Below are 21,237 nucleotides of genomic sequence, written 5' to 3'. Positions count from 1 at the left end.
AGACGAGGTATGTCCATGCGTACGTCCCGCCTGAGCAGACGAGCCGTTCTCGCCGGGACCGCGGCCGCCGCCGCGCTCACCACCGCCCCCCTCCTCCCCGGGCGGGCAGAGGCCGCCGAGTCGGTCGCCACCGCCTACCGCTGGCGCAACGCCGTCATGGGCGGCACCGGGTTCATCACCGGGGTGCTGTTCCACCCGTCGGTGCGAGGGCTCGCCTACGCCCGGACCGACATCGGGGGCGCCTACCGCTGGGACGACCGGACCGACCGCTGGATCCCGCTGACCGACCACCTCGGCTGGGACGACTGGAACCTCCTCGGCGTCGAGGCCATGGCCGTCGACCCCGCCCACCCGAACCGGGTGTACCTGGCCCTCGGCACGTACACCCAGCCCTGGGCCGGCAACGGGGCCGTGCTGCGCTCCGAGGACCGGGGTGCCACCTGGAAGCGCACCGACCTCACCGTGAAGTTCGGCGGCAACGAGGACGGGCGTGGCTGCGGTGAACGGCTGCTGGTCGACCCCCGCGACTGCGACACCCTGTGGCTCGGCACCCGGCACGACGGGGTGCTCAAGTCGACCGACCGGGGCGCCACTTGGAAGCCCGTGAGCTTCCCGGCCACACCGAGCGCCACCGGCCAGGGCATCACCCTCCTCGTCGCGGCGGGCCGCAGCGTCTACGCCGGCTGGGGTGACTCCGACGGCACCGCCGACCACCCCAACCTGTACCGTACCTCCGACGGAAAGACCTGGGAGCCCGTCCCCGGGCAGCCCACCGGCACCGCCGCCAAGGTGCCCATCCGCGCCGCGTACGACCGCCTCACCCGCGAGCTGTACGTGACGTACGCCAACGCCCCCGGCCCCAACGGGCAGTCGGACGGCAGCGTGCACAAACTGCGTACGGCGAACGGGAAGTGGACCGAGGTCACCCCGGTGAAGCCCGGTGGGGCGTCGAGCGATGGCGGGACCGATTCCTTCGGCTACGGCGGTGTCGCCGTCGACGCCCGCAGGCCCGGGACGCTCGTCGTGTCCACCAACAACCGCTGGGCCGAGATCGACACCGTCTTCCGTTCCACCGACGGCGGCCGCACCTGGAAGTCCCTGAAGGACGAGGCAGTCCTCGATGTCGCCGAGACTCCCTACCTCAACTGGGGCAAGGACGAGCCCAAGTTCGGCTGGTGGATCCAGGCCGTCGGCCTCGACCCGTTCGACTCCGAGCACGTCGTCTACGGCACCGGTGCGACCCTGTACGGCACGCGCGACCTCAAGCATTGGGCTCCGCAGATCCGCGGGCTGGAGGAGGCGTCCGTCGTGGCGCTCGTGTCGCCTCCGACGGGAGAGGCCCACCTGATCAGCGGGTCGCGGGACATCGGCGTGCTGTACCACGAGCGGCTGACCGCCTCCCCGTCGCGCGGCATGGCCACGAACCCCGTGTTCGGGTCCGCCATCGCACTCGCCCAGGCCGCGGCCAAGCCCTCGTACGTCGTGCGCACCGGCTCCGGGGACAACGGCAACAGCGCCTGGTCGAAGGACGGCGGAAAGACCTGGACGCCCTTCGCGTCGCAGCCGGCCGTCGCCAAGGACGCGCCCGGACCGATCGTCACCAACGCCGACGGCAGTGTGCTGCTGTGGTCCCTCGCGCACTGGGACGGCACCGTATACCCGGCACACCGCTCGGCGGACAACGGCGCCACCTGGTCCGAGGTCACCTCCCTCCCGAAGGGCGCCGTCCTGGTTGCGGATCCCGTGGACCCGACCTGCTGCTACGCCTACGACACGACCGCCGGCACGCTCTACGCCAGCACCGACAGCGGCCTGACCTTCACCGCCCGGGCCACCGGCCTGAGCTCGGGCGACGCCGGGTTCCAGCTGGCCGCGGCCCCAGGGCGCTCCGGTGACCTGTGGCTCAGCGCCAAGGCGAACGGGCTCTACCGCTCCACCGACGGCGGCGCGACCTTCACCAAGGTCGGCAGCTGCCGGTCCTCGCACACCCTGGGCTTCGGCAAGGCCGCCAAGGGCGCCGCCTACCCGGCGATCTACATGGCCGGCGGGATCGAAGACTTCAACGCCATCTACCGCTCCGACGACGAGGCCAGGACCTGGACGCGGATCAACGACGACCGGCACCGGTGGGGCTGGACCGGAGCGGCCATAACCGGCGATCCGCGCGTCTACGGCCGCGTCTACCTCGCCACCAACGGGCGTGGCGTGCAGTACGGGGAGCCCGTCTGATGCCCGATCTGAGTGAAATCAGGACTTCTTCCGGTGACGCGGAGCCGATCGACCTCGTCGCCGGGGAGGACCACGTCCTCAGCATGGGGGCGTGGTAGCAACCCCCACATTTCCCCCCACCCGTGGAAGGGACACCATGGTCAAAAGCAAGATACGCAAGATCACCATGGCGGTGCTCGCGCCGGCGATGGCTCTCGGTGCCACCGTCGGTCTCGCCTCCGCCCCCGCTTCGGCAGCAGTCTGGAACTCCTGCGACCGATGGGGCAGCACCAGCCTGGACGGCTACAAGCTCTACAACAACGTCTGGGGCTCCGGCTTCGGCAGCCAGTGCCTCTGGGCCAACTCCGGCACCGGCTGGGGTGTCTGGGCCGACCACCCCAACACCGGCGGCATCAAGTCCTACCCCAACTCGACGAAGACGATCAACAAGACGATCGACTCCCTCGGCTGGCTCACCAGTAACTACAACGTCAGCGTCCCGTCGTCCGGCGCGTACAACACGTCGTACGACATCTGGGACACCGACCACCAGTACGAGATCATGCTCTGGGTCAACTACAACGGAGCCGTCGGCCCGATCGGCGGCTACGAGGGCAACGTCAACCTCGGCGGCCACAACTGGAACGTCTACAAGGGCACCAACGGGTCGAACCAGGTGTTCTCGTTCCTGCGGACGTCCGACTCCAACTCCGGCACCGTGGACGTCAAGCCGATCCTCCAGTGGATCGCCTACACCAAGGGCTGGATGCCCGGCAACGAGACCATCGGCGACGTGCAGTTCGGCTATGAGATCACTTCGTCGTCCGGCGGACTCAACTTCAACACCAACAACCTGACCATCAGCGGCGGCTGACCCGACATCAGGGCCGAGGTCGGTCCGCGTCCTTCCTCAGGCGCGGTCGACCTCGGCCCGCAGCGCGTTGCGTTTCGCGAATCGCGGGCGGCCCCGGATCAGTAGCCGTAGATCATCTTGTAGGCGACCTCCGGGAGGAACTGTCCGGCCGTGGAGCCTGTTCCCACGCCGCAGTTGCCGTCGGACTCGCCCGGGACCTTGATCCACAAGAGCATCTCGGCGCCTCCGCCCAGCTGGGTGGGGGTTCCGATACGGCGGCCCGAAGGGTTGCACCACTGGCCGTTGGAGCCGTTGCCGTTGCGACTGGTGTCCACGACGAACGGCTTGGTGTAGCCGTAACGGGTGCCGAGTTCCCTGTTGACGGCGTTGCCGTACGCGGTGTTCTCGGCCGTGGTCAGGTAGTTGGAGATGTTGAGCGAGAAACCGTGGGCCTGCCGGAGGCCCGCTTCGTGAAGGCGACGGGCCATAGTCGCCGCGCTCGCCCAGGCCGGGTTGCCGGCGTCGAGGTAGACCCAGGTGTTGGGAGCCTGACGGTTGAACTCGGCGAGCGCTCCGGTCAGCATGCTCTCTCGTTCGTCGATCTGGGCCTGGGTCATGCAGCCGTAGTCCCCGAGGGAGTCCGGTTCGAGGACGACGACGGCCGGGCGGCCCGCGATCCCGCCCGCGAACTGGGCGATCCAGTTCGCGTAGGCGGACGGCGAAGACGCTCCGCCCGCGGAGTGCCCGCCGCAGTAGTCGCGGTTGTAGATGTTGTAGGCGACGAGGAGGGGCAGCTTGTCCCGGGCGTCCGCGGCGCCCACGTACGCGCCGGTGGCCGTGCCGATGGTGCCGCTCCAGGAGCCGAACCAGCGGGCCGTCGGTGTGTTGGCGATGGAGGCGTTGATCGCGGGTGTCCGGCCGTCACCGGGGTTGGCGGCGACCCATCGCTTCGAGCTGGAGTCGGGGTCCACGTAGAACCCGTTGGTCATGGTCGTCGGATCGGCCGCATGGGCGGACGGAGCGGTGGCGAGCGCCAGCGGCAGTGAGGAGAGCGCTGCCACCAGGGCAAGGAGTCTGCGGCGCATGACGGGTACCTCGGCTTTCTGACATCTGACAGGGGGTGTCCGAAGGTCGGCGGTGAGCATGGGGAGCGCTCCCACCGGAGGCGCTCCCCACGGCGCGGTCGGTCAGCAGGTCGAGTTGGTCTGGGTCAGGAGGCCGAGCCGCCACGGGAGGAGGTTGTAGTCGCCGCCCGCGTTGGGGTTCATGCCCTGGTAGACGTACTGGAGCCGACAGGAGGGGATGGTGAGTGTCTGGTCGTAGCCGGCCCGGATCATCTCGCCGTGGCTGATGTCCCTGGTCCAGGACCCGGAGGGGAAGGTGACGTTGTTGGCCCGTGCGAACGGGTTGCTCTCGGACGCGGCCAGGGGTGTCCAGGAGCCGGCGAGGCTGCTCGTGGTCCAGGAGCGGAAGTAGCGCCGGCCGTCCGAGCCGATGGCCTCGACGAGGAGCAGGTACTGGTTGCTGCCCTGCACCTTGTACACGTTGCTCGCTTCGAACAGGGCGTACTTGGAGTCTTGCGCCGCGATGACCGTGTTGGTGAAGCCGTTCGGGAACTGGCCGACGGTCGTCTGGGAGCGGTACAGGTGCCCGTTGTCGTCGGAGGAGAACAGGTAGCAGTTGGCGCTGTCGCAGATCACCCACATGTCGACCCAGTGGCCGTTGCCGATGTTCTGCTTGATGATGTCCGGCATCGACGAGTAGAAGTGGCGGGGCGCGCTCCAGCCGTTCGGGTTGCTGATGTCGGGGTTGGTGGAGTACGACGCGTTGCCGGTCTGGTAGACCAGGTACCACAGGCGCTGCGGCGCGTAGTAGAAGACCTGCGGCGCGGCCCGGTACCCGCGTCCGATGGCGCTGCGGTCCAGATAGTGGTGCGTGGCCGAGCCGGCCTGGGACCAGTCGCTGAAGTTCAGGTACGCCAGGTTGTATCCGGAGGAGCTGGCGACGCTGGCGAACACGTGGTACTTGCCGTTGTAGTGGACGACCGTCGGGTCCTTGATCCCGGCGATGTTGTGGGTCGAGTCCGGCTTCGGAGAGATCAGCGGGCCGCTGGAGCTCCACGAGTAACGGCTGGGCAGAGCAGCGGCGTTGACTGCGTTGCGCGGGGCGGCAGGCTTGCCGCCGGGGGCGGCGGGCGTGCTACGGGCGGCGGCGGGCGTGCCGCCCAGCGTTGTCAGCACCGCGTTGTACGCAGACTTCTTGTTGCCGCCCCGGTCGAACAACAGCGGGTTCTCCGAGGCCCGCCAGGAGTCGCTGTCCCGGATGCCCCACACCGTGATGCCGGTGCAGCGCGCCACGTTCATGCAGGCCCGCACGGTGTTGGCGTACGCCGTCGGCGACGCCTGCGCGATGTCCAGTTCGGTGATCTGGACGTCCACGCCGAGGGCGGCGAAGCTCGACAGCGTGGTCTGGAAACTGGCGGGCGGGCCGCCAGTGCCGAAGTGGGCCTGCAGGCCGACGCAGTCGATGGGCACGCCGCGCGCCTTGAAGTCGCGGACCATGCGGTAGACGCCCTGGGTCTTGGCGTCGCTCCAGTTCTCGATGTTGTAGTCGTTGTAGCAGAGCTTGGCCGCAGGGTCGGCGGATCGCGCGGTGCGGAACGCCTGCTCGATGAAGCCATTGCCCAGCACGTCCCGGAAGACGGAGCTGCGCAGCTGACCGCTGCCGCCGTCCGCGAAGGCCTCGTTGACCACGTCCCAGGAGTGGATCCGGCCCTTGTAGCGGTTCATCACGGTGGTGATGTGGTTGTTCATCACGCTGCGCAGCGTGTTCGCGTCCCTGATGGAGCTGACCCAGCCGGGCAGTTGGGAGTGCCACACCAGCGTGTGGCCACGCAGGCGCTGACCGCGGGCCTGAGCGCGGTTCGCGATCTGGTCGGCGGGGCCGAAGGTGAACTGCCCGCGGGATCGCTCGGTCGCGTCCCACTTCATCTCGTTCTCGGGTGTGACCGAGTTGAACTCCCGGTCCAGGATCCCGGTGTACGTGCCGTCGCCGAGCCTTCCGGCGGCCACTGCGGTTCCGAAGTACCGTCCGGACTGGGCGGCTTGGGCGCCCAGCGTGGAGGCTTTGACGTCGTCGGGTGTGCCGGGTGCGCCGTTCGCGGTCCCGGGCGTCACCAGGGCGGCCGCGGCCAGGAGGGCTAACACCGAGGCTCGGCGGCGGCCCAGTCGTTTCAGCGGGTTCATGGTTCTCCTCGTACGGTTGGGTGGGGGGTTGGGTGTGCGATCCTCCGATCGTTCAGGGCGTGAACAGCTCGAACCGCGTGACGCGGACCGCGCCGCCGAGTGCCTGCGTGGCGTGGTTGAAGAGGGCGAATCGATAGCCCATGAAGAACCGCCAGTCGTTGCCCAAGGAGAAGGCGGGCCCGAGGCGGGTGAACCTGCTGCCGTCGGTGCTGTAGGAGAAGGTGCCGGGGCGTGCCGCACCGGGGCGGATGTCCGCGCCCGCGCGCAGCCAGATGCGGCCGCCCGAGACAGGCGCGCTCGCGACCTCGGTGCCGGTACCGGTGGTGTTCCAACTGCCGTCCATGGTCAGCGCGTTGACCATCACCACCCGCGTCGTGCCGCCGTCGCGTTTGAGGCCGACCCAGGCGGAGGAGTCACGCAGCAGCGCGAGTCCGGCCCGGTCGCCGTCCCGCATCGCGGAGTGGTCGAGCTGCACGGTGGCGGTGGAGGTGGGGCCCTGGATGCGGTGGGTGAGGGTGTTGCGGGCCCAGTAGAGGTCGTTGGTGACGGTCGCGGTCCGCAGGGTCAGGCCGTTGTCGACCGACCACTTGGTGTTGTCCGGGTTGTGGTTCCACTCCCACTTCGGTTTGAGGGTCGTTCCGTCGAAGGTGTCGACACCGGTCATGGGGGTGACCTGGCGGGGTGGGGTGGGCACGGCCGGGCTGGGATACGCGGTGCCCCAGGCGCCGTTGACGAGTTGCACGACGGGCCAGCCGTCCGAGGTCCAGGTGACGGGTGCCAGGGCGGGCATCCGGCCGCCGGGATACGCGTCGACGAAGGCCATGTAGTACCAGGCGCCGCTCTGCGTCCGCACCAGCCCGCCCTGGTGCGGGACGCCACCGCCGGGGATCGGCCCGCGCAGGTCGAGAAGGACCTGCCGCATCGTGTACGGACCGAAGGGGCCGCTCGACGACTTGAGGATGTACTGGCCGTTGGCCGGGCGGGTCAGGAAGATGTAGTACTGCCCGTTGATCTTGTAGAAGCGGGCGCCCTCGAGGGTGCCGACACTCGAGGGTGTCGTGAACACCTGCTGCGTGCGGACCTGGCTGCGGCCGTCGGGCGAGAGCTGGGCCACGCTGATGGTGGTGTTCCCGTACGCCACGTACAGGGTGTCGTCGCTGTCGACGAGCAGCCCCGCGTCGTAGTACGGCGTGCTGATCGTCGTCAGCCTGCTCCACGGCCCCTCGACGGCGGTGGCGGTGTAGACGTACGTCCGGGCGAAGTCGATCTGGCCCAGCCAGTAGAACGTCCTGTTGCTCGGACGGTAGGCCAGCGACGACGCCCAGATCCCTCTGACATAGCCACGGGCACCGTTCAGGTCGTACTTGGCGCCGAAGTCGAGCACGGGCACCGAGTGACCGGCGATCTCCCACTTCACCAGGTCGTACGAGCGCAGGACGGGCGCGCCGGGCGAGTAGTGCATCGTCGAGGCCGAGGCGTAGTAGGTGTCGCCGACGCGGATGACGTCGATGTCCGCGAAGTCCTGCCAGATCACCGGGTTCGTGTACGCCGCGGCGGCTGCGCGGGCCGGCCCCCGGGCTGCGGCCGGAGGGAGGACCGCGCCGGTGGCGAGGCCGGTGGCGGTCGTCAGCGCGCGGCGACGGGAAAGGTGTTGATGTGGCCATGACATATGCATGGGTGGCGTGCTCCTTGCGGCTCGGCCGTTGTGGTGGCGCAACCCGGAGGTGCTCTTCCGGGTTCGAGTGGAGCGGCTCTGGCGTGTTCGGAATCTCGAATAAAAGTCGAACTGTCGAGCAACCTGGATGATAGAGGGACGGTGGACGTCGTCAAGGGCTTCCGCATGATTCGTTGGATGTCTCGAAACATTCGAACCTACTGGGTGTCAATCATCGCAGGTCAGCCAATCGACCAAGCCCAGGTGTGCCGCGTCCCCGGTCCTTGGCGTGCAAAGCATGGCAGGTTTGCCGGATGTGTTGACATGACCGCTCGCCTCTCTAGTATCCGTGAGGCTCTCGGTTTCCGAATGACACCCGAAATTTCGGACCCCTGTGATCCCCCTGCAAAAGGAGCCCTAGGTGCCCAGACGATCAGCCGGACGATTGCTCCGTCTCCTCGCGACCGCTGTGCTGACGGTCACCGCGTCCGTGACGGCTTCCTCTCAACCCACCGCCTCGGCCGCGCCGGGCAGCCCGGCGCTGACCCCACCGCTCGGCTGGAACAGCTGGAACAGCTTCGGGTGCGGGATCACCGAGGCGCAGGTCCGCCAGGCCGCCGACGCGATGGTGTCCTCCGGAATGCGGGACGCCGGCTACCGGTACGTCGTGGTCGACGACTGCTGGTTCGACCCACAGCGTGACGGGGCGGGCAACCTGCGGGCCAATCCGGCCAAGTTCCCGAGCGGGATGAAGGCACTCGGGGACTACATCCACGGCAAGGGCCTGAAGTTCGGCATCTACCAGGCGCCGGGCGAGCGCACCTGCGCGCAGGCCACGGGTGGCTACCCGGGGTCCACGGGCAGCAGGGGGCACGAGGCCCAGGACGCCGCCACATTCGCCTCCTGGGGCGTCGACTACCTCAAGTACGACTGGTGTTCCCCCAGCGGCACTCGTGACGAGCAGGTCGCGCGGTTCACGCTCATGCGTGACGCGCTGCGCGCCACCGGGCGGCCCATCGTCTACAGCATCAACCCCAACAGCCTGCACGCCATCACCGGCGCCACGTACAACTGGGGCGAGGTCGCCGACCTGTGGCGGACGACCGAGGACCTGCTCGACATCTGGCAGAACGGCAACACCAACAGCTATCCGATGGGCGTCGGCAACGTCCTGGACGTCACCGCGCCGCTGGCGGCGCAGTCCGGCCCGGGCCACTGGAACGACCCCGACATGCTGGTCGTCGGCCGCCCCGGCCTGTCACTGACCGAGTCCCGCTCCCACTTCGCCCTGTGGGCGCTGCTGGGCGCCCCGCTCATGGCCGGCAACGACATCCGCACCATGTCCGCCGACGTGAGCGCGATCCTGCGCAACCCGCGTCTGCTGGCGGTGAACCAGGACTCGCTGGGAGCGGGCGGGCGCAGGGTGCGCGACGACGGCGGCACCGAGGTGTTCGCCAAGCCCCTGTCCGACGGCTCGGTCGCGGTGGGCCTGTTCAACCGGGGAGGCGGTACGGCGACGATCACCACCACGGCCGCGCAAGTCGGCCTGTCCGGCGGGCCGTTCACCCTCACCGACCTGTGGACCGCCGGCACGTCCAGCACGTCCGGGCAGATCTCGGCGAGCGTCCCCGCGCACGGCGTGGCCGTGTTCCGGGTGACCGGGGGCAGCCCGCAGACCGCCACCACCTCGCGGCTGCGCGGCACCGCATCCGGCCGCTGCCTGGACGTGGACAACACCTCCACCGCGGCCGGGGCAACGGTACTGCTCTGGGACTGCCACACGGCCGCCAACCAACTGTGGACCACATGGGCGGGCGGCGAGATCCGCGTCTTCGGTGACAAGTGCCTGGACGCCTTCGACCAGGGCACCACCAACGGCACCCGGGTCGTCACCTGGCCGTGCAACGGCCAGAACAACCAGAAATGGACCGTCGGCTCCGACGGATCGATCCGCAACGTCCATGCCGGGCTGTGCCTCGACGTCAACGGGGCCGGCACCGCGGGCGGGACCCCGCTGGTTCTGTGGACCTGCAACGGCCAGGCCAACCAGAAGTGGACCCGCACGTGAATAACCGCGGCTTGAGAAGAGGAGTTTCACGATGACGAGCCTCAGAACCCGCCCGAGCCGGCGCAGGGCAGTCTGACGCACCGGGTCACCACCTACTCGGGGTGCTCGGCCGGGCATCCGGTCGCCTGGGCCGCGTTCGACGAAGGACACATAGCCGCTCCGCAGGACGGGGCCGCCGGTGACAGCGGCTCCAGGACCTGGGTGCCACAAGAGGTCTGGAAGTTCTTCACGCAGTTCCAGACCTCCAACCCGTCAGCGCCTGGAACACCGGCCTGACGTCGGACATCACCATCACCAACACAGGCACCACAACGCCACCATCGCTCCAGGCGCTTCGGTCGACATCGGCTTCCAAGCAGCCCACACCGGCAATTCCGCCCCGCCGACGTCCCACACCCTCAACGGCACTGCCTGCGCTGTGACAGGGAGGTGTCGCCGTCGTTGGAGCCGTTGTCCCCCGATCGCACCTGCCAGGCGCGTCCACCGACGGTGGCACCGCGTGGCTTCCTCTGCCGGCTGCGAGAATGGTGGCGGCAGCAGGCGAGGGGATGGGGAAAGGCGACCGTGCCGGACAACCGAGCGGGAAGACCTTCGACGGAGGACCACGGTGAGCGCGGCGGGGGACCCGCATCGGTGACGATCGCGTACATCGCCGAGTCCGCGGGCGTCTCCGTGCCCACTGTGTCGAAGGTGCTCAACGGCCGGTCGGGGGTGTCGGACGAGACCCGGGCCCGGGTCGAGGAACTGATCCACCAGCACGGTTACCGCAAGCCCCCGAAGAGCCGCAGCAACCTCGTGGAGCTCGTGTTCCGCGAGCTGGAGAGCATGTGGGCCGTGGAGATCATCCGCGGTGTCGAGCGCGTGGCCCGCAGGAACCGGATCGGTGTGCTGGTGTCGACTGACTGCGAAGGGCATCCCGTTCGTCGTCTTCGACCCGATCGACGAGCTGCCCGACGACGTGCCGTTCGTGGGTGCCACGAACTGGAGGGGCGGTCAGGCGGCGACCCGGCATCTGGTCGGCCTGGGACACCGGCGCATCGCCATGATCAGCGGGCCTGACCACCCCTTCTGCCTCGCACGGCTGTCCGGCTACTCGTCCGCTCTCGCGGAAGCCGGACTGCCGATGGAACCCGACCTGGTGGTGAAGACCCAGCTCACGCGCGAGCATGGGTGCGCCGCGGCACGGGAGCTGCTCTCCCGTCCCGATCGCCCCACCGCGGTGTTCACCGCGAACGACATGCAGGCGCTCGGTGTCTACCAGGCCGCACGCGAGTTGGGCCTGCGCATCCCGCACGATCTCAGCGTGGTGGGCTTCGACGACGTACCGGTCGTGGCCTGGATGGATCCGCCCTTGACCATCGTCCATCAGCCGTTGGCCGAGATGGCGGCAGCCACCACCGAGCTGGCTCTGACGCTCGGCCGCGGCGAGGAAGTGCCGCAGGTGGGACTGGAGATCGCGACCACCCTCACCGTCCGGGAGAGCACGGCTCCGCCGAAGGAGGAGTGAGGGGCCTGTGGACACGCGTGCCCTGGTTGCCGGGGAGGGCAACCAGGGCGAGGGGCCGGTCAGTCGGTCAGGAGGATGTGCCGGTGACCGAGCTGCCGGACTTGGTGACGTGGTACGTGACGGTGGTGCCGCTGTAGAAGTGGAAGACCAACGTCGCCGATTCCCCGTCGCGGAGCGCGTTGAGGAACTCGGGGGTCAGGATGATCGTGCTGTTCGGGTAGTCCGGCGAGAAGGCCTTGTTGAACTCCTGGTACGGAGTCCAGCCGGTCTGGCCGGCATTGGTGCCGTCGGCGTACGTGGCGTGCATGGTCGCCAGGTCGTTGCCCCGGTACTGGGTGGGAATGGTGAACGAGTCGGTGGTGCCGGTGGCGTCCGACAGCACCGGAACGTCGTTGGTGACGATGTCGATGTTCCAGGGCAGGCCGCTGGTGAACCGGGCCTGGACGGTCGAGTTGACGCCGTACTCGCGGTTGCCGACCAGGCGGGTCAGTGCCCTGGCGGTGAAGGTCAGCTGGTTGCCGGAAACGGTGTAGTCCCGTCCCGGGACCAGCTTGGTGCTGCCCTGCCACACCCCGCAGAACTTGGTGCCGTTGAGGTTCAGGGTGAGCGACTTGGCGGTGATCGGGCTGGACTTCGGCACGAAGACCTTGTCGAAGGACGCCGTGCCCGAGCGGGTGGTCCAGCTCGACTTGATCCAGTTCATCAGGGCCGGGTCACGCCATTGCAGGGTCTCGCGGTTCAGGTACGAGAACGGGTCCCACAGGGCGGTGGTGAGGCCGTACTTGCGCGCCGTGTATCCCACATGCTCGAAGTACTTCAGCGCCTCGCCCCGCTCGACGCGGGAGGGGTGGAAGTGGTTGGGCCACTCGAGCAGGCCGTACTCGCCGATGTAGAGCGGGATGCCCTTGGCGACGAAGGTGTTGTGCATGTTGGCGAAGGTGTCGTCCAGGTGCTTCTGCGCGGTGGCGTCGTAGTGGGTGCCGCCCGCGACGTTCACGCTGAACGGGTACCAGCTGTAGAAGTGCACCTGCGCCACGAGCTGATCGTCGTTCAGCGCGGTGATCGTCTTGTACAGGTCGTCCATGAAGGGCTGGTCGGGGCTGCCGGCCGGCGTGGTCAAGCTCAGCAGGCGGTTCGCGTTCGCGCCGCCCGAGGCGCGGACCACGGAGTGGAACGAGGTCTGCAGCTCCCTCAGGTACTGGAACTTCTGCGCGTCCGTGGCACCGGCGAAGCTCGGCTCGTTGATGCCTTCGAAGACCAGGGTGCGCGGCGCGTCACGGAAGGTCGTGGAGATCTGGGACCAGGTGGAGTTGAACCGGGCCATCACGTTGTCGTGGTCGCTCGTGATCTTCTCGACCCACTGCCACGAGTCGTGGTGGACGTTGAGCACGACGTACAGTCCGCTGTCCAGCGCCCAGTCGACGAGCTGTTTGACGCGGGCCATGTAGGTGGCGTCGATGGTGTACGGCGCGGTGGCGGACTGGTGGGCGCTCCACGTCACCGGGATGCGGACGCTGCGGTAACCCTCCGCGGCGACTTTCTCGAACGTCGCCTTGGTGGTTTGCCCGTTGCCCCAGGAGTCCTCGTCGGGAATGGCGTCCAGGGTGTTGCCCAGGTTCCAGCTGGGCTGCATCGCGGCGACGGCGTCCATGGCGCGGGCCGGAACTCTGACGGTGGACCGTGTCGGCTCCGCCGCGTTGTCGGTCGCGGCGGTCGAGGTGCCGCCGGCCAGTCCCAGCATGACGGCGAGCACCAGGAGTAGGGAGGCCAGGCGGCCGGGGCCGCGGCTGCGGTGGTGTGCGGGGTGCCGTATGTCCCTCATATGTCGTCCCATTCGGTCGGTCGTGCCGTTCGGTTTCGGTCGTGCCGTTCGGTCGGTTCAGCCTTCGACGGGCTTGTAGTCGAACCAGTCGAAGTGGACGGTGCCTGCGGTGGCGTACATGCCGATGACCCGGCCGGTGAAGCCGCCGGCGACCTCGGTCGACAGATAGCGGCCGTCGAGGGTCGCGAACTCGGTGAACGTGCCGTCGGGTTGTTCGATGCCGAGGGAGACGACGTCGGGTCCGGTGCACGGCCCGTGCGGAGGCGGTGGGTCCGTGATGGTGATGGCGAGGACCAGCGGCCCGGCCGGTACGGAGCGTTCGGCCACGACCGTGCGCAGGGAGCCGACGCGCGCGATCACCCGTACGTCCGTCCCGGACGCCTCGATCGCGTAGTAGTGCCGCTCGTCCAGCCGGACGGCGAGGCCGCCGCGCCCCTCGGACGGGTCGACCAGGGTGCGTGCGCGGCAGGTGAGGTCCTGCTGGCGCCGGCCGGTGAACACCACATCGGGCTCGTCCAGGGAGCCGCCCCGCGCGCGGAGCGACAGCCATCCGGGGCGCTCCTTGGTGGTGCAGAGCTCGGCAGGACGGTCCCGCACGGAGAGCCAGGTCGGCCCGAGTTCGCTGAGCTCGAAGTCGTCGCGCCGTTCCTCGGCGGGAGCGGGGGAGAGCGGCCAGGGGAGCGCGGACAGGTCCAAGGTGACCTCGCCGACGACCGGCCAGCCGTCCTCCCAGGTCACCGGCGCCAGGAAGGTCTCCCGGCCGAGCACGTGCCAGCCGGGGGTGCCGCCGCGCGGTCGTACACCGAGGAAGACCATCCACCAGGAGCCGTCGGGCGCCTGGACCAGGTCCGCGTGGCCGGTGTTCTGCACGGGGTGGTCGGTGCCGCGCTGGGTGAGGATCGGGTTGGCGGGGCACGCCTCGAACGGGCCCTGGGGCGTGCGGCCGCGGGCGATCGACACGCCGTGGCCGCGCTCGGTGCCGCCCTCGGCGATGAGCAGGTACCAGTAGTCGCCGATCCGGTACAGGTGCGGCGCCTCCGGGGCCTTGGCGCCGGGCCCGCCCGACCAGAGCTTGCGTGGGGTCCCGTACGTCTCGCCGGTGGACGGGTCGAGGCGGACCTGCGACACCCCCGCGACCGTGCACCAGCAGGTGCCGTCCTCGTCCCAGGCCAGGTCGGGATCGATCCCGGGCACGCCCGGTGCCGGGATCGGATCCGACCATGGTCCGGCCGGGTCGGTGGCCGTGACGATCAGGTTGCCGCCGCCCTCACTGCAGTTGGTGACGATCAACCAGAAGCGGCCGTCGTGATGGCGCAGGGTGGGGGCGTAGATGCCGGCTGAGGACGGCATGGAGGCCGGCAGACGCAACTGCTCGGGCCGGTCCAGTACGTTGCCGATCTGCCGCCAGTGCACCAGGTCCCGGCTGTGGAAGAGGGGTACGCCGGGGAAGTACTCGAAGCTGGAGCAGGCGAGGTAGTAGTCGTCGCCGACACGGCAGATGCTCGGGTCGGGGTGGAGCCCGGGGAGCACGGGGTTGGTGGCGCGGGCGGGCTGGTTCTGAGCGGGCACCCTTGGTCGTCCTTTCGTCGAGTGAGCAGCAGGGCGGAGCTCAGCGAGCGTCCGGCTCCGTGCGGGTGATGCGCAGCAGCGCCGCGGACGGCGCGGTGGGCAGGGTCACGGTGAGGTCGGCCGTGTCCGGGTTCCAGACGGCAACGGCCTGACGTGCGGCGGGATACAGCACCTCGACGCGGGCTGCGCTGTCCGCCCGCTCAGGCAGCCGGAGGGTGGTGGTGGCCTCACCGCCCGGGCGGCGCCAGACGGTGAGGTAGGTGATGGCGGGAGTGCGCAGGGCGAGAGCGATCCAGGGGTCGTCCCAGCCGGGGAGGCCGAGTGGCCAGGACGGCACGGCTTGCGGCAGGTCGGCGCGGATGGCCTTGTACGCCGCTACCGCCTCGTGCACCAAGGCGCGGGCCTCCGGCTCGAGTTCGGGAATGCGGCCGGAGAGATGGATCCGGCCGAGGAGCGCGTTAACCATGGTGAAGGCCACCTCGTCGAGGGAGTCCTCCGGCTGGGGGTACGCCCAGACGGCGCCCTGCTCGGGGGTGGCGGCGGTCGGCGCGGAGGCCGCGATGGGCGCGTAGAGCTGGAGGTTCTGCTGGTCGCTCGTGGACTGCAGCTGCATTCGGGACAGCAGTGCGTGGTCCCAGCGCATGCCGCCCGAGGAGCAGTTCTCCACCACCAGGTGCGGGTAGCGGTCCAGGATGCCGTCGAGCCAGTCGAGGTGCGCCCGGTTGTGGCCGAGCAGGCCGGCCCCCGGGGTCTCGCCGGGGTGGGCGCTGGTGCCGGAGCCGGGGTCGATGTTGTGGTCGAGCTTGAGGTAGCCGACGCCCCACTCGCCGACCAGGCGGTCCACGACCTGGTCCAGGTGGGCGCGGGCGGCCGGGTGGCGCAGGTCCAGGTGGTGCCGGCCGGCCTCCGTGACGCGGACGCCGTCGCGGCGGAAGAACGCCTCGTCGGGCAGGGACTCGGCCATGGGGCTGCGTACGCCGATCACCTCCGGCTCCAGCCACAGGCCGGGAACCATGCCGCGCTCCCGGATGCGGTCCAGCACCTCGTGGATCCCCTTCTCCCCGGGGAAACGTGAGGCGGCCGGTTCCCAGGCGCCGACGGTGGTCCACCAGCCGCCGTTGTCGCCGTCGTACCAGCCGGCGTCGATCACGAAGTACTCGGCGCCCGCGTCGGCCGCCGCGTCGATGTGCGGCAGCAGCTTCTCGGTCGTGGGGTCGCCCATCAGGCAGTTCATGTAGTCGTTGAAGATGACGGGCAGGCGCTGGTGGTCGGTGTGCGGGCGGCGCTGGGCGCGGCGGTAGCGGGTCAGCGCGGCGAACGCGGCGTCGGGGCCGCCGTCGGCGCTGAAGGACAGGGCGGCGGGTACGGTGCGGAAGTCGGCGCCGGGTTCAAGGGAGTGCCGCCAGCCGTGGTGGGTGTCGGTGGGGCCGAACAGCGCCGCGTAGGCCGCCTTGTCGTGCTCTTCGCATTCCCAGCGCCAGCCCCCGCCGTTGTGCTCGATCTGCCACACCCAGGTGCGACCGGTGATCCGGTCCGTCAGGCCGCCCATGGGGAGGCGTCCGCAGCTGGACCAGGTGCCCTGTCCATTGAGGGCGAAGCCGGCTCTACCGTGCCCGTTGCTCACCCGTCCGCCGTGGGCCGGTGTGGTCCGGCGCATCGGCTGTCGCTGCCAGCGGCATTCGGCGAGCCAGTCGTTCTCCGCCCACAGCAGGTCCGCGGCGTCGACGGCCGCCGGATCCCGGGGGGTCAGGCAGCCCACCGCGAGCGAGCTCACCGACTCCAGGTGCAGCGTGGTCTGCCCTTCGTTGCGCAGGGTCACCTCGCTGCGGAGCACGGGGATGCCGTCCGGTGAACGGTAGGTCACCTCCGCGGCCAGCCCGGTGTCCGGATCGTGGAGGTGCACGGTCAGTGTGTGCCAGTCGCCGTCGCGGGTCGCGCTGTGGGTCCGATGGCGCAGACGCCCGCCGAGATCGGTGCCCACGAGGCGGTTGCCCGACCAGCCGCGGCCGTGACCCGTGGCCGTCACCTCCACCAGGGGAAGGGATTCACCGGGGAGTCTCTGCGCTTCGCCCGGCAGTCCGAGGTGGGTGAGGCGCGGCCTGCCGTCGTCATCGAGGGCGATCTCGAGGTGAAGGGCCTCGTGCCCCCAGTGGACGGTCCCTTGTTCCTTGGCCATGGCGGCCCTTTCGAGGTCAGTGCCCGCGCAGAACGGCGCAGCCGCCGGGCGGCAGTTCGTGCGTGAGGGCATCGGTGAGCAGATCATGGGCGGGGTCCGGCAGGGGCACGGCCTCGGGGTTGTGGTTGAGCAGGACCTGCCAGTGGCGGCCGTCGGGTGCGTGCCGGGTGACGGCTTCGACACCGGCCGGCAGGACCGGCACGTCCGGTTCGACGTCGGCCTCCTTCAGCAGGCGGCCGACCAGGGCGCCGTAGGCGGCGTCGTCCAGGCGGGTGGAGAGATACCAGCCCTGTCCGGTGCCGAAGCGGTGCCGGGTGAGGGCGGGGCTGCCCGTGAGCATGCCGTGGGTGTAGGTGGCGAGCGTCTCCGCGCCCTCGGTGCGCAGGGACTCGCTCCAGACCGTGCCGTGCGACCCGTCCGACAGGGTGATCCGCTCATCCTGTCGCAGCGGCCGGTACTCCTCGACGCGGATGCCCAGAGCCTCGCGCAGGGGAGCGGCCGGGTAGCCGCCGAGGCGGGCGTGGAGGCGTTCGTCGGTGTAGCCGCTCGCGTGCTGGAGGAGGAGCGTTCCGCCGGCGGCGGCGTAACGGCGCAGGTTCTCGGCCGCCCGGTCGGAGAGGAGGAACAGGGCCGGTGCGACGACGAGTGGGTAGCGGCCCAACTCGTGTTCGGGGTGGGCGAAGTCGACCGTGACGCCGGCGTCCCACAGCGTGCGGTGCGCCCGGGCGAGTGCCGTGTGGTAGTCGAGCTCCGGGGAGGGCAGGCCGTCGACGCCGAGGGCCCACCAGGCGTCCGGGTCGTGCAGTACGGCCACCGAGGCGGACACCGTCGATCCCGCCAGCTCGCCGAGGCGGGCGACCGCCTCCCCGGTCTGCGTGACCTCGCGGAAGATCCGGCTGTCGGGTCCTGCGTGCGGCACCATCGCCGAGTGCCATGTCTCGGCGCCGGCCCGGGACTGCCGCCACTGGAAGAAGAGGGCGCCTTCGGAGCCCCGCGCGATGTGGCCGAGGGTGTGGCGCAGGATGTCACCGGGGTCCTTGGCGAGAACCCGATCGCCGTCGTAGACGGTGTTGGTGCCCTGCTCCATCAGCAGCCAGGGACGGCCGCCGCCCAGGGAGCGGGCGCGGTCTGCGTGGAAGGCGACGTCGGCGGCGGCGGCCAGGCCGGGTGCGCTGGGGTACTGGTCGCAGGTGACCACGTCGAGTTCCCGGGCGAAGGCCCACAGGTCCACGTTCTGGTAGGCGGGAAGCATCAGGTTGGTCGTCACCGGCCGGTCGCTGTGCGCGCGGATCGCGTCGCGCTGCTCGCAGTAGGCGGCGATGATCTCGTCGGACCAGAAGCGGTGGAAGTCCAGTGCCTGGCCGGGGTTCTTGTGCCACTGCGTCGCGCGCGGCGGCAGCACCTGCTCCCAGGAGGTGTAGCGCTGGCTCCAGAAGGCCGTTCCCCAGGCCTCGTTGAGGGCGTCCAGTGAGCCGTGGCGGGCACGCAGCCACACCCGGAAGGCCGCGGCCGCGTGGTCGCACCAGCACAGCGTGGCGTACTCGTTGTGCACGTGCCACAGCGCGAGGGCGGGGTGGTCGCCGTATCGCTCAGCGAGCGCGGAGGCGATCCGGCGGGCCGCGCTGCGGTAGGCGGGGGCGGCGAGGCAGTACGTGTCGCGGCTGCCGTGGACGAGGCGGGTGCCGTCGGGCCGGACCGCCAGCGCGTCGGGGTGGGCCAGGGTGAACCAGGGCGGCGGGGAGGCGGTCGGCGTGGCGAGGTCGACGGCCACGCCGTTCGCGTGGAGGCGTTCGATGTGGGCATCGAGCCAGGAGAAGTCGTAGCGCCCCTGTTCGGGTTCGAGCAGGGCCCAGGAAAAGACGCCGAGAGTGGCCAGGTTGACCCTGGCCCGGCGCATGAGTTCGTCGTCCTCCTTCCAGACCGGCTCGTCCCACTGCTCGGGGTTGTAGTCGCCACCGAAGGCGAGGCCGCCCAGGCGGTCGGTGATGCTGCGTGCCGTCATGACGATTCCTCGGGTACGGAGAGTCGGGTGCACACGGTGCTCGTGCTCTGATGCATCGTCAGAATTGGTGTGAGCCGTGCCTGTTCGTCCCTCGGCCGCTCGTCGAACTGTGCGACCCGGCCAAACCTCTTCGGTTCAGCTCGTGCGTCATGGAGGCGGTCCTTCCCTGTGAGATTGAAATGAGATTGTCGAAGCGCTTCACCTGCGACGGGAAGTTAACGGACTTATTTCGCGCGAAACAAGAGTCCCGGCGCAAAGAAAGTTTGCTTCTCCTGGTCATTGACAGCCTGTCAGGGGCAGTGCCTGCGTCGATGCGCTTCGACGATTCACCTCTTCTCGGTGAGTTCGACCGCGAAACTGCCATGGCCGGCCGGTGGGCGAGGCTCAGGCCATGTGTCGGCGGTCTCTGCGCTCGCGGACCGACCCCAGGTCGTGCTTCGTCAGTGGGTTCGCACCACGTCGAGTGCCGTGAGGGCCACGTGAAGTTCGGTGCGTTGTTCGCCGGACTCGAGGTCACGGGCGAGGAGGCGCTCGATGGTGCGCAGGCGTTGGTACATGGTTTCGCGGGAGAGGCCGCCCCGGCGGGCCGCGGTGGTCTTGTTGCCGGCCGCGTCGAGGTAGTGCCGCAGGGTCGTCAGCAGATCGGTGCCGTGCTGGGTGTCGTGCTCGATGAGCCGACCGAGCTGCCGTTCGGTGTACTCCTGGATCCGGGTGTCCTCGCGGAGGGCGTGCAGCAGCCGACGGAGACCGATGTCGGACAGCTCGTGGAAGGAGCGGTCCGGGGGGAGGGGCTGGCCGAGCGGGGTGGCCTCGGTGATGTGGGCCGCCTCGCGGAAGGAGCGGGCGGTGTCGAAGAGGTCCGTGACCTCGGAGCCGACACTCACGACTGCCTGGGGGGCCATGCCCAGCGCGGTGCCGGCCAGGCGTTCGACGACGGGACGCCAGAGTTGGGGGGCGCGCAGAGCGAGCAGGATGCCGAGGCGGCCGGGGGCCAGTTCGCCGACGAGGGCCGGGATGCCTGCCGTGCGCAGCTCCTGCAGCAGGCGGGTCTCGGGCTCGGCTTCCCCCTGCCCGGTACGGAGATCCACGAGGACCCCGACGAAGGTGCCGCCCTGGGCGGGCAGGCCCAGCGCGGCGCAGCGGGTGCGGGCGTCCGCCGGGGAGTGGTGGCGCTGTTCGACCAGGTCGCGCAGGGCGTTGCGGTGTGCGGTGTGTTCCCACGGTGTGGGGTGGATGAGACGGGCGACGGTCAGGGTCATCGCCGTTCGCTCCAGGACGGTGATGTCCTCGGGCCCGAAGGCGGGCTCCTCCATGCGGGACGGGAGCATGGCCACACGGCCCCAGCGTTCGCCCTGGTACTCGACCGGTGTGGTGAGCCAGTTCTCCGGGCCGCGTGTCGCCGTGTTGTCGCCGGGCCCGGTCGCCCTGGACCGCTGTTCCCAGTCGGCGAGTGCCTTCTCCACCGTGGTGCCGGAGGGTTCGCAGATCAGTGCCTGGTGTACCAGGTTCTCCAACACGACCGTGCGCCCGCTCATCTCCGCCGCCGCTCGCACCACGTCCTCCGGCCCGGCGCCCCGCAGCGTCAAGGCGGTGAACGCCTCGTGGATGTGCTGCGTGCGGCGCATCGCCTCCGCCTGGTTGCCGAGCAGGAGTGCGTGCACGACCTGGGTGACCTCAAGGAAGTTGACGTCCTTGGCCAGGGTGACGAGGGGGAGGCCGCGCAGACGGCAGGCGTCGACGAGCGCGTCCGGCGGTCGGTGATAGCGCCGTACGAGTTCGATGACCAGCGCCGCCGCCCCGATGTCGGCGAGTTCGTCGACGTACCGGCGCACGCCCACCGTGTCCTCCGGCAGCGGCATACCGGTGGTGAGGACCAGTTCGCCGCCCTTGAGGAAGGACGCGGGGTCGGTCAGTTCGGTGATGTGGACCCACCTGACCGGCCGGTCCAGCTGGGGCACGCCGGTGACCACCTGGGGCTGTCCGGCGGCCAGGACGGGAAGGGCCAGGACGTCGGCCACGGTGAGCGGACGGGTGGGCCCTTGGCCGGCCGGGTGGTTGTCGTTCACGGTGTCTCCCTGGGGGTCCCCTGCTCGAGCTGAGCCGAGAGCTCGGGGGAGTGCCCGGCCACTCTGG

Annotated in this window: 11 protein-coding genes and 2 pseudogenes; 5 read left to right on the top strand and 8 right to left on the bottom strand. The window is 69.8% G+C overall.

Annotated elements, in window-relative coordinates; all coding sequences use genetic code 11:
• Positions 1 to 15 precede the first annotated feature (15 nt).
• Together EHO50_RS37985 and EHO50_RS37980 are read left to right on the top strand one after the other, a co-directional pair.
• The gene (locus EHO50_RS37985; RefSeq protein ID WP_128436095.1) at positions 16 to 2,229 is read left to right on the top strand and encodes a sialidase family protein; all 2,214 of its coding nucleotides are present in this window, start codon (positions 16 to 18) and stop codon (positions 2,227 to 2,229) included.
• Positions 2,230 to 2,365: 136 nt separating this feature from the next.
• Complete coding sequence (locus EHO50_RS37980; RefSeq protein WP_128436092.1) at positions 2,366 to 3,082, top strand: glycoside hydrolase family 12 protein; 717 nt, start codon at positions 2,366 to 2,368, stop codon at positions 3,080 to 3,082.
• A 98-nt stretch (positions 3,083 to 3,180) separates the two neighbouring features.
• Here the strand turns inward: EHO50_RS37980 and EHO50_RS37975 are convergent, their stop codons facing one another.
• The 3 genes from EHO50_RS37975 to EHO50_RS37965 form a co-directional block, all read right to left on the bottom strand.
• Positions 3,181 to 4,146, bottom strand: coding sequence for a glycoside hydrolase family 6 protein (locus EHO50_RS37975; protein ID WP_128436089.1), 966 nt, complete (start codon positions 4,144 to 4,146; stop codon positions 3,181 to 3,183).
• A 102-nt stretch (positions 4,147 to 4,248) separates the two neighbouring features.
• Positions 4,249 to 6,306, bottom strand: a complete 2,058-nt coding sequence (locus tag EHO50_RS37970) for a glycoside hydrolase (protein WP_128436087.1) — start codon at positions 6,304 to 6,306, stop codon at positions 4,249 to 4,251.
• 52 nt (positions 6,307 to 6,358) lie between these two features.
• Positions 6,359 to 7,981: a glycoside hydrolase family 43 protein gene (locus EHO50_RS37965; protein WP_128436084.1), complete on the bottom strand. Its 1,623-nt coding sequence runs from the start codon at positions 7,979 to 7,981 to the stop codon at positions 6,359 to 6,361.
• Between the two features lie 400 nt (positions 7,982 to 8,381).
• Here EHO50_RS37965 and EHO50_RS37960 point away from each other — a divergent pair, with 400 nt between their 5' ends.
• From EHO50_RS37960 to EHO50_RS37945, 3 genes and pseudogenes are all read left to right on the top strand, one after another.
• Entirely contained in the window at positions 8,382 to 10,028 is a 1,647-nt protein-coding gene (locus EHO50_RS37960) for a glycoside hydrolase family 27 protein (protein WP_128436081.1), read from the top strand.
• Positions 10,029 to 10,067: 39 nt separating this feature from the next.
• A pseudogene (locus tag EHO50_RS46195) lies at positions 10,068 to 10,455 on the top strand (cellulose binding domain-containing protein); the annotation flags it as partial.
• A 206-nt stretch (positions 10,456 to 10,661) separates the two neighbouring features.
• A pseudogene (locus EHO50_RS37945) lies at positions 10,662 to 11,535 on the top strand (LacI family DNA-binding transcriptional regulator).
• A 67-nt stretch (positions 11,536 to 11,602) separates the two neighbouring features.
• Here the strand turns inward: EHO50_RS37945 and EHO50_RS37940 are convergent.
• From EHO50_RS37940 to EHO50_RS37920, 5 genes are all read right to left on the bottom strand, one after another.
• Positions 11,603 to 13,357, bottom strand: a complete 1,755-nt coding sequence (locus EHO50_RS37940; protein ID WP_128436079.1) for a cellulase family glycosylhydrolase — start codon at positions 13,355 to 13,357, stop codon at positions 11,603 to 11,605.
• 57 nt (positions 13,358 to 13,414) lie between these two features.
• Positions 13,415 to 14,926 carry a glycoside hydrolase family 43 protein gene (locus tag EHO50_RS37935; protein WP_128436076.1) on the bottom strand — a complete coding sequence of 504 codons (1,512 nt, stop codon included), beginning with the start codon at positions 14,924 to 14,926 and terminating at the stop codon, positions 13,415 to 13,417.
• 40 nt (positions 14,927 to 14,966) lie between these two features.
• The gene (locus EHO50_RS37930; protein WP_128436073.1) at positions 14,967 to 17,102 is read right to left on the bottom strand and encodes an alpha-galactosidase; all 2,136 of its coding nucleotides are present in this window, start codon (positions 17,100 to 17,102) and stop codon (positions 14,967 to 14,969) included.
• A gap of 16 nt (positions 17,103 to 17,118) precedes the next feature.
• A complete protein-coding gene (locus EHO50_RS37925; RefSeq protein WP_128436070.1) occupies positions 17,119 to 19,104 on the bottom strand; it encodes a beta-galactosidase in 1,986 nt (661 codons plus the stop codon).
• 440 nt (positions 19,105 to 19,544) lie between these two features.
• Positions 19,545 to 21,170, bottom strand: a complete 1,626-nt coding sequence (locus EHO50_RS37920; protein WP_246101785.1) for a PucR family transcriptional regulator — start codon at positions 21,168 to 21,170, stop codon at positions 19,545 to 19,547.
• Positions 21,171 to 21,237: the final 67 nt, after the last annotated feature.

The sequence above is a fragment of the Streptomyces cyaneus genome (assembly GCF_004028635.1).
In the GTDB taxonomy this organism is placed as follows: Bacteria; Actinomycetota; Actinomycetes; order Streptomycetales; family Streptomycetaceae; genus Streptomyces; species Streptomyces cyaneus.
Note: the sequence above shows the minus strand (reverse complement) of the source record. Positions and strands in the feature narration are given on the sequence as shown.

What these genes read in the sequence shown, in the direction of transcription:
- EHO50_RS37985 (WP_128436095.1), top strand. Translation starts at nt 16, where the DNA reads ATGCGTACGTCCCGCCTGAGCAGACGAGCCGTTCTCGCCGGGACCGCG.
- EHO50_RS37980 (WP_128436092.1), top strand. Translation starts at nt 2,366, where the DNA reads ATGGTCAAAAGCAAGATACGCAAGATCACCATGGCGGTGCTCGCGCCG.
- EHO50_RS37975 (WP_128436089.1), bottom strand. Translation starts at nt 4,146, where the DNA reads ATGCGCCGCAGACTCCTTGCCCTGGTGGCAGCGCTCTCCTCACTGCCG.
- EHO50_RS37970 (WP_128436087.1), bottom strand. Translation starts at nt 6,306, where the DNA reads ATGAACCCGCTGAAACGACTGGGCCGCCGCCGAGCCTCGGTGTTAGCC.
- EHO50_RS37965 (WP_128436084.1), bottom strand. Translation starts at nt 7,981, where the DNA reads ATGCATATGTCATGGCCACATCAACACCTTTCCCGTCGCCGCGCGCTG.
- EHO50_RS37940 (WP_128436079.1), bottom strand. Translation starts at nt 13,357, where the DNA reads ATGAGGGACATACGGCACCCCGCACACCACCGCAGCCGCGGCCCCGGC.
- EHO50_RS37930 (WP_128436073.1), bottom strand. Translation starts at nt 17,102, where the DNA reads ATGGCCAAGGAACAAGGGACCGTCCACTGGGGGCACGAGGCCCTTCAC.
- EHO50_RS37925 (WP_128436070.1), bottom strand. Translation starts at nt 19,104, where the DNA reads ATGACGGCACGCAGCATCACCGACCGCCTGGGCGGCCTCGCCTTCGGT.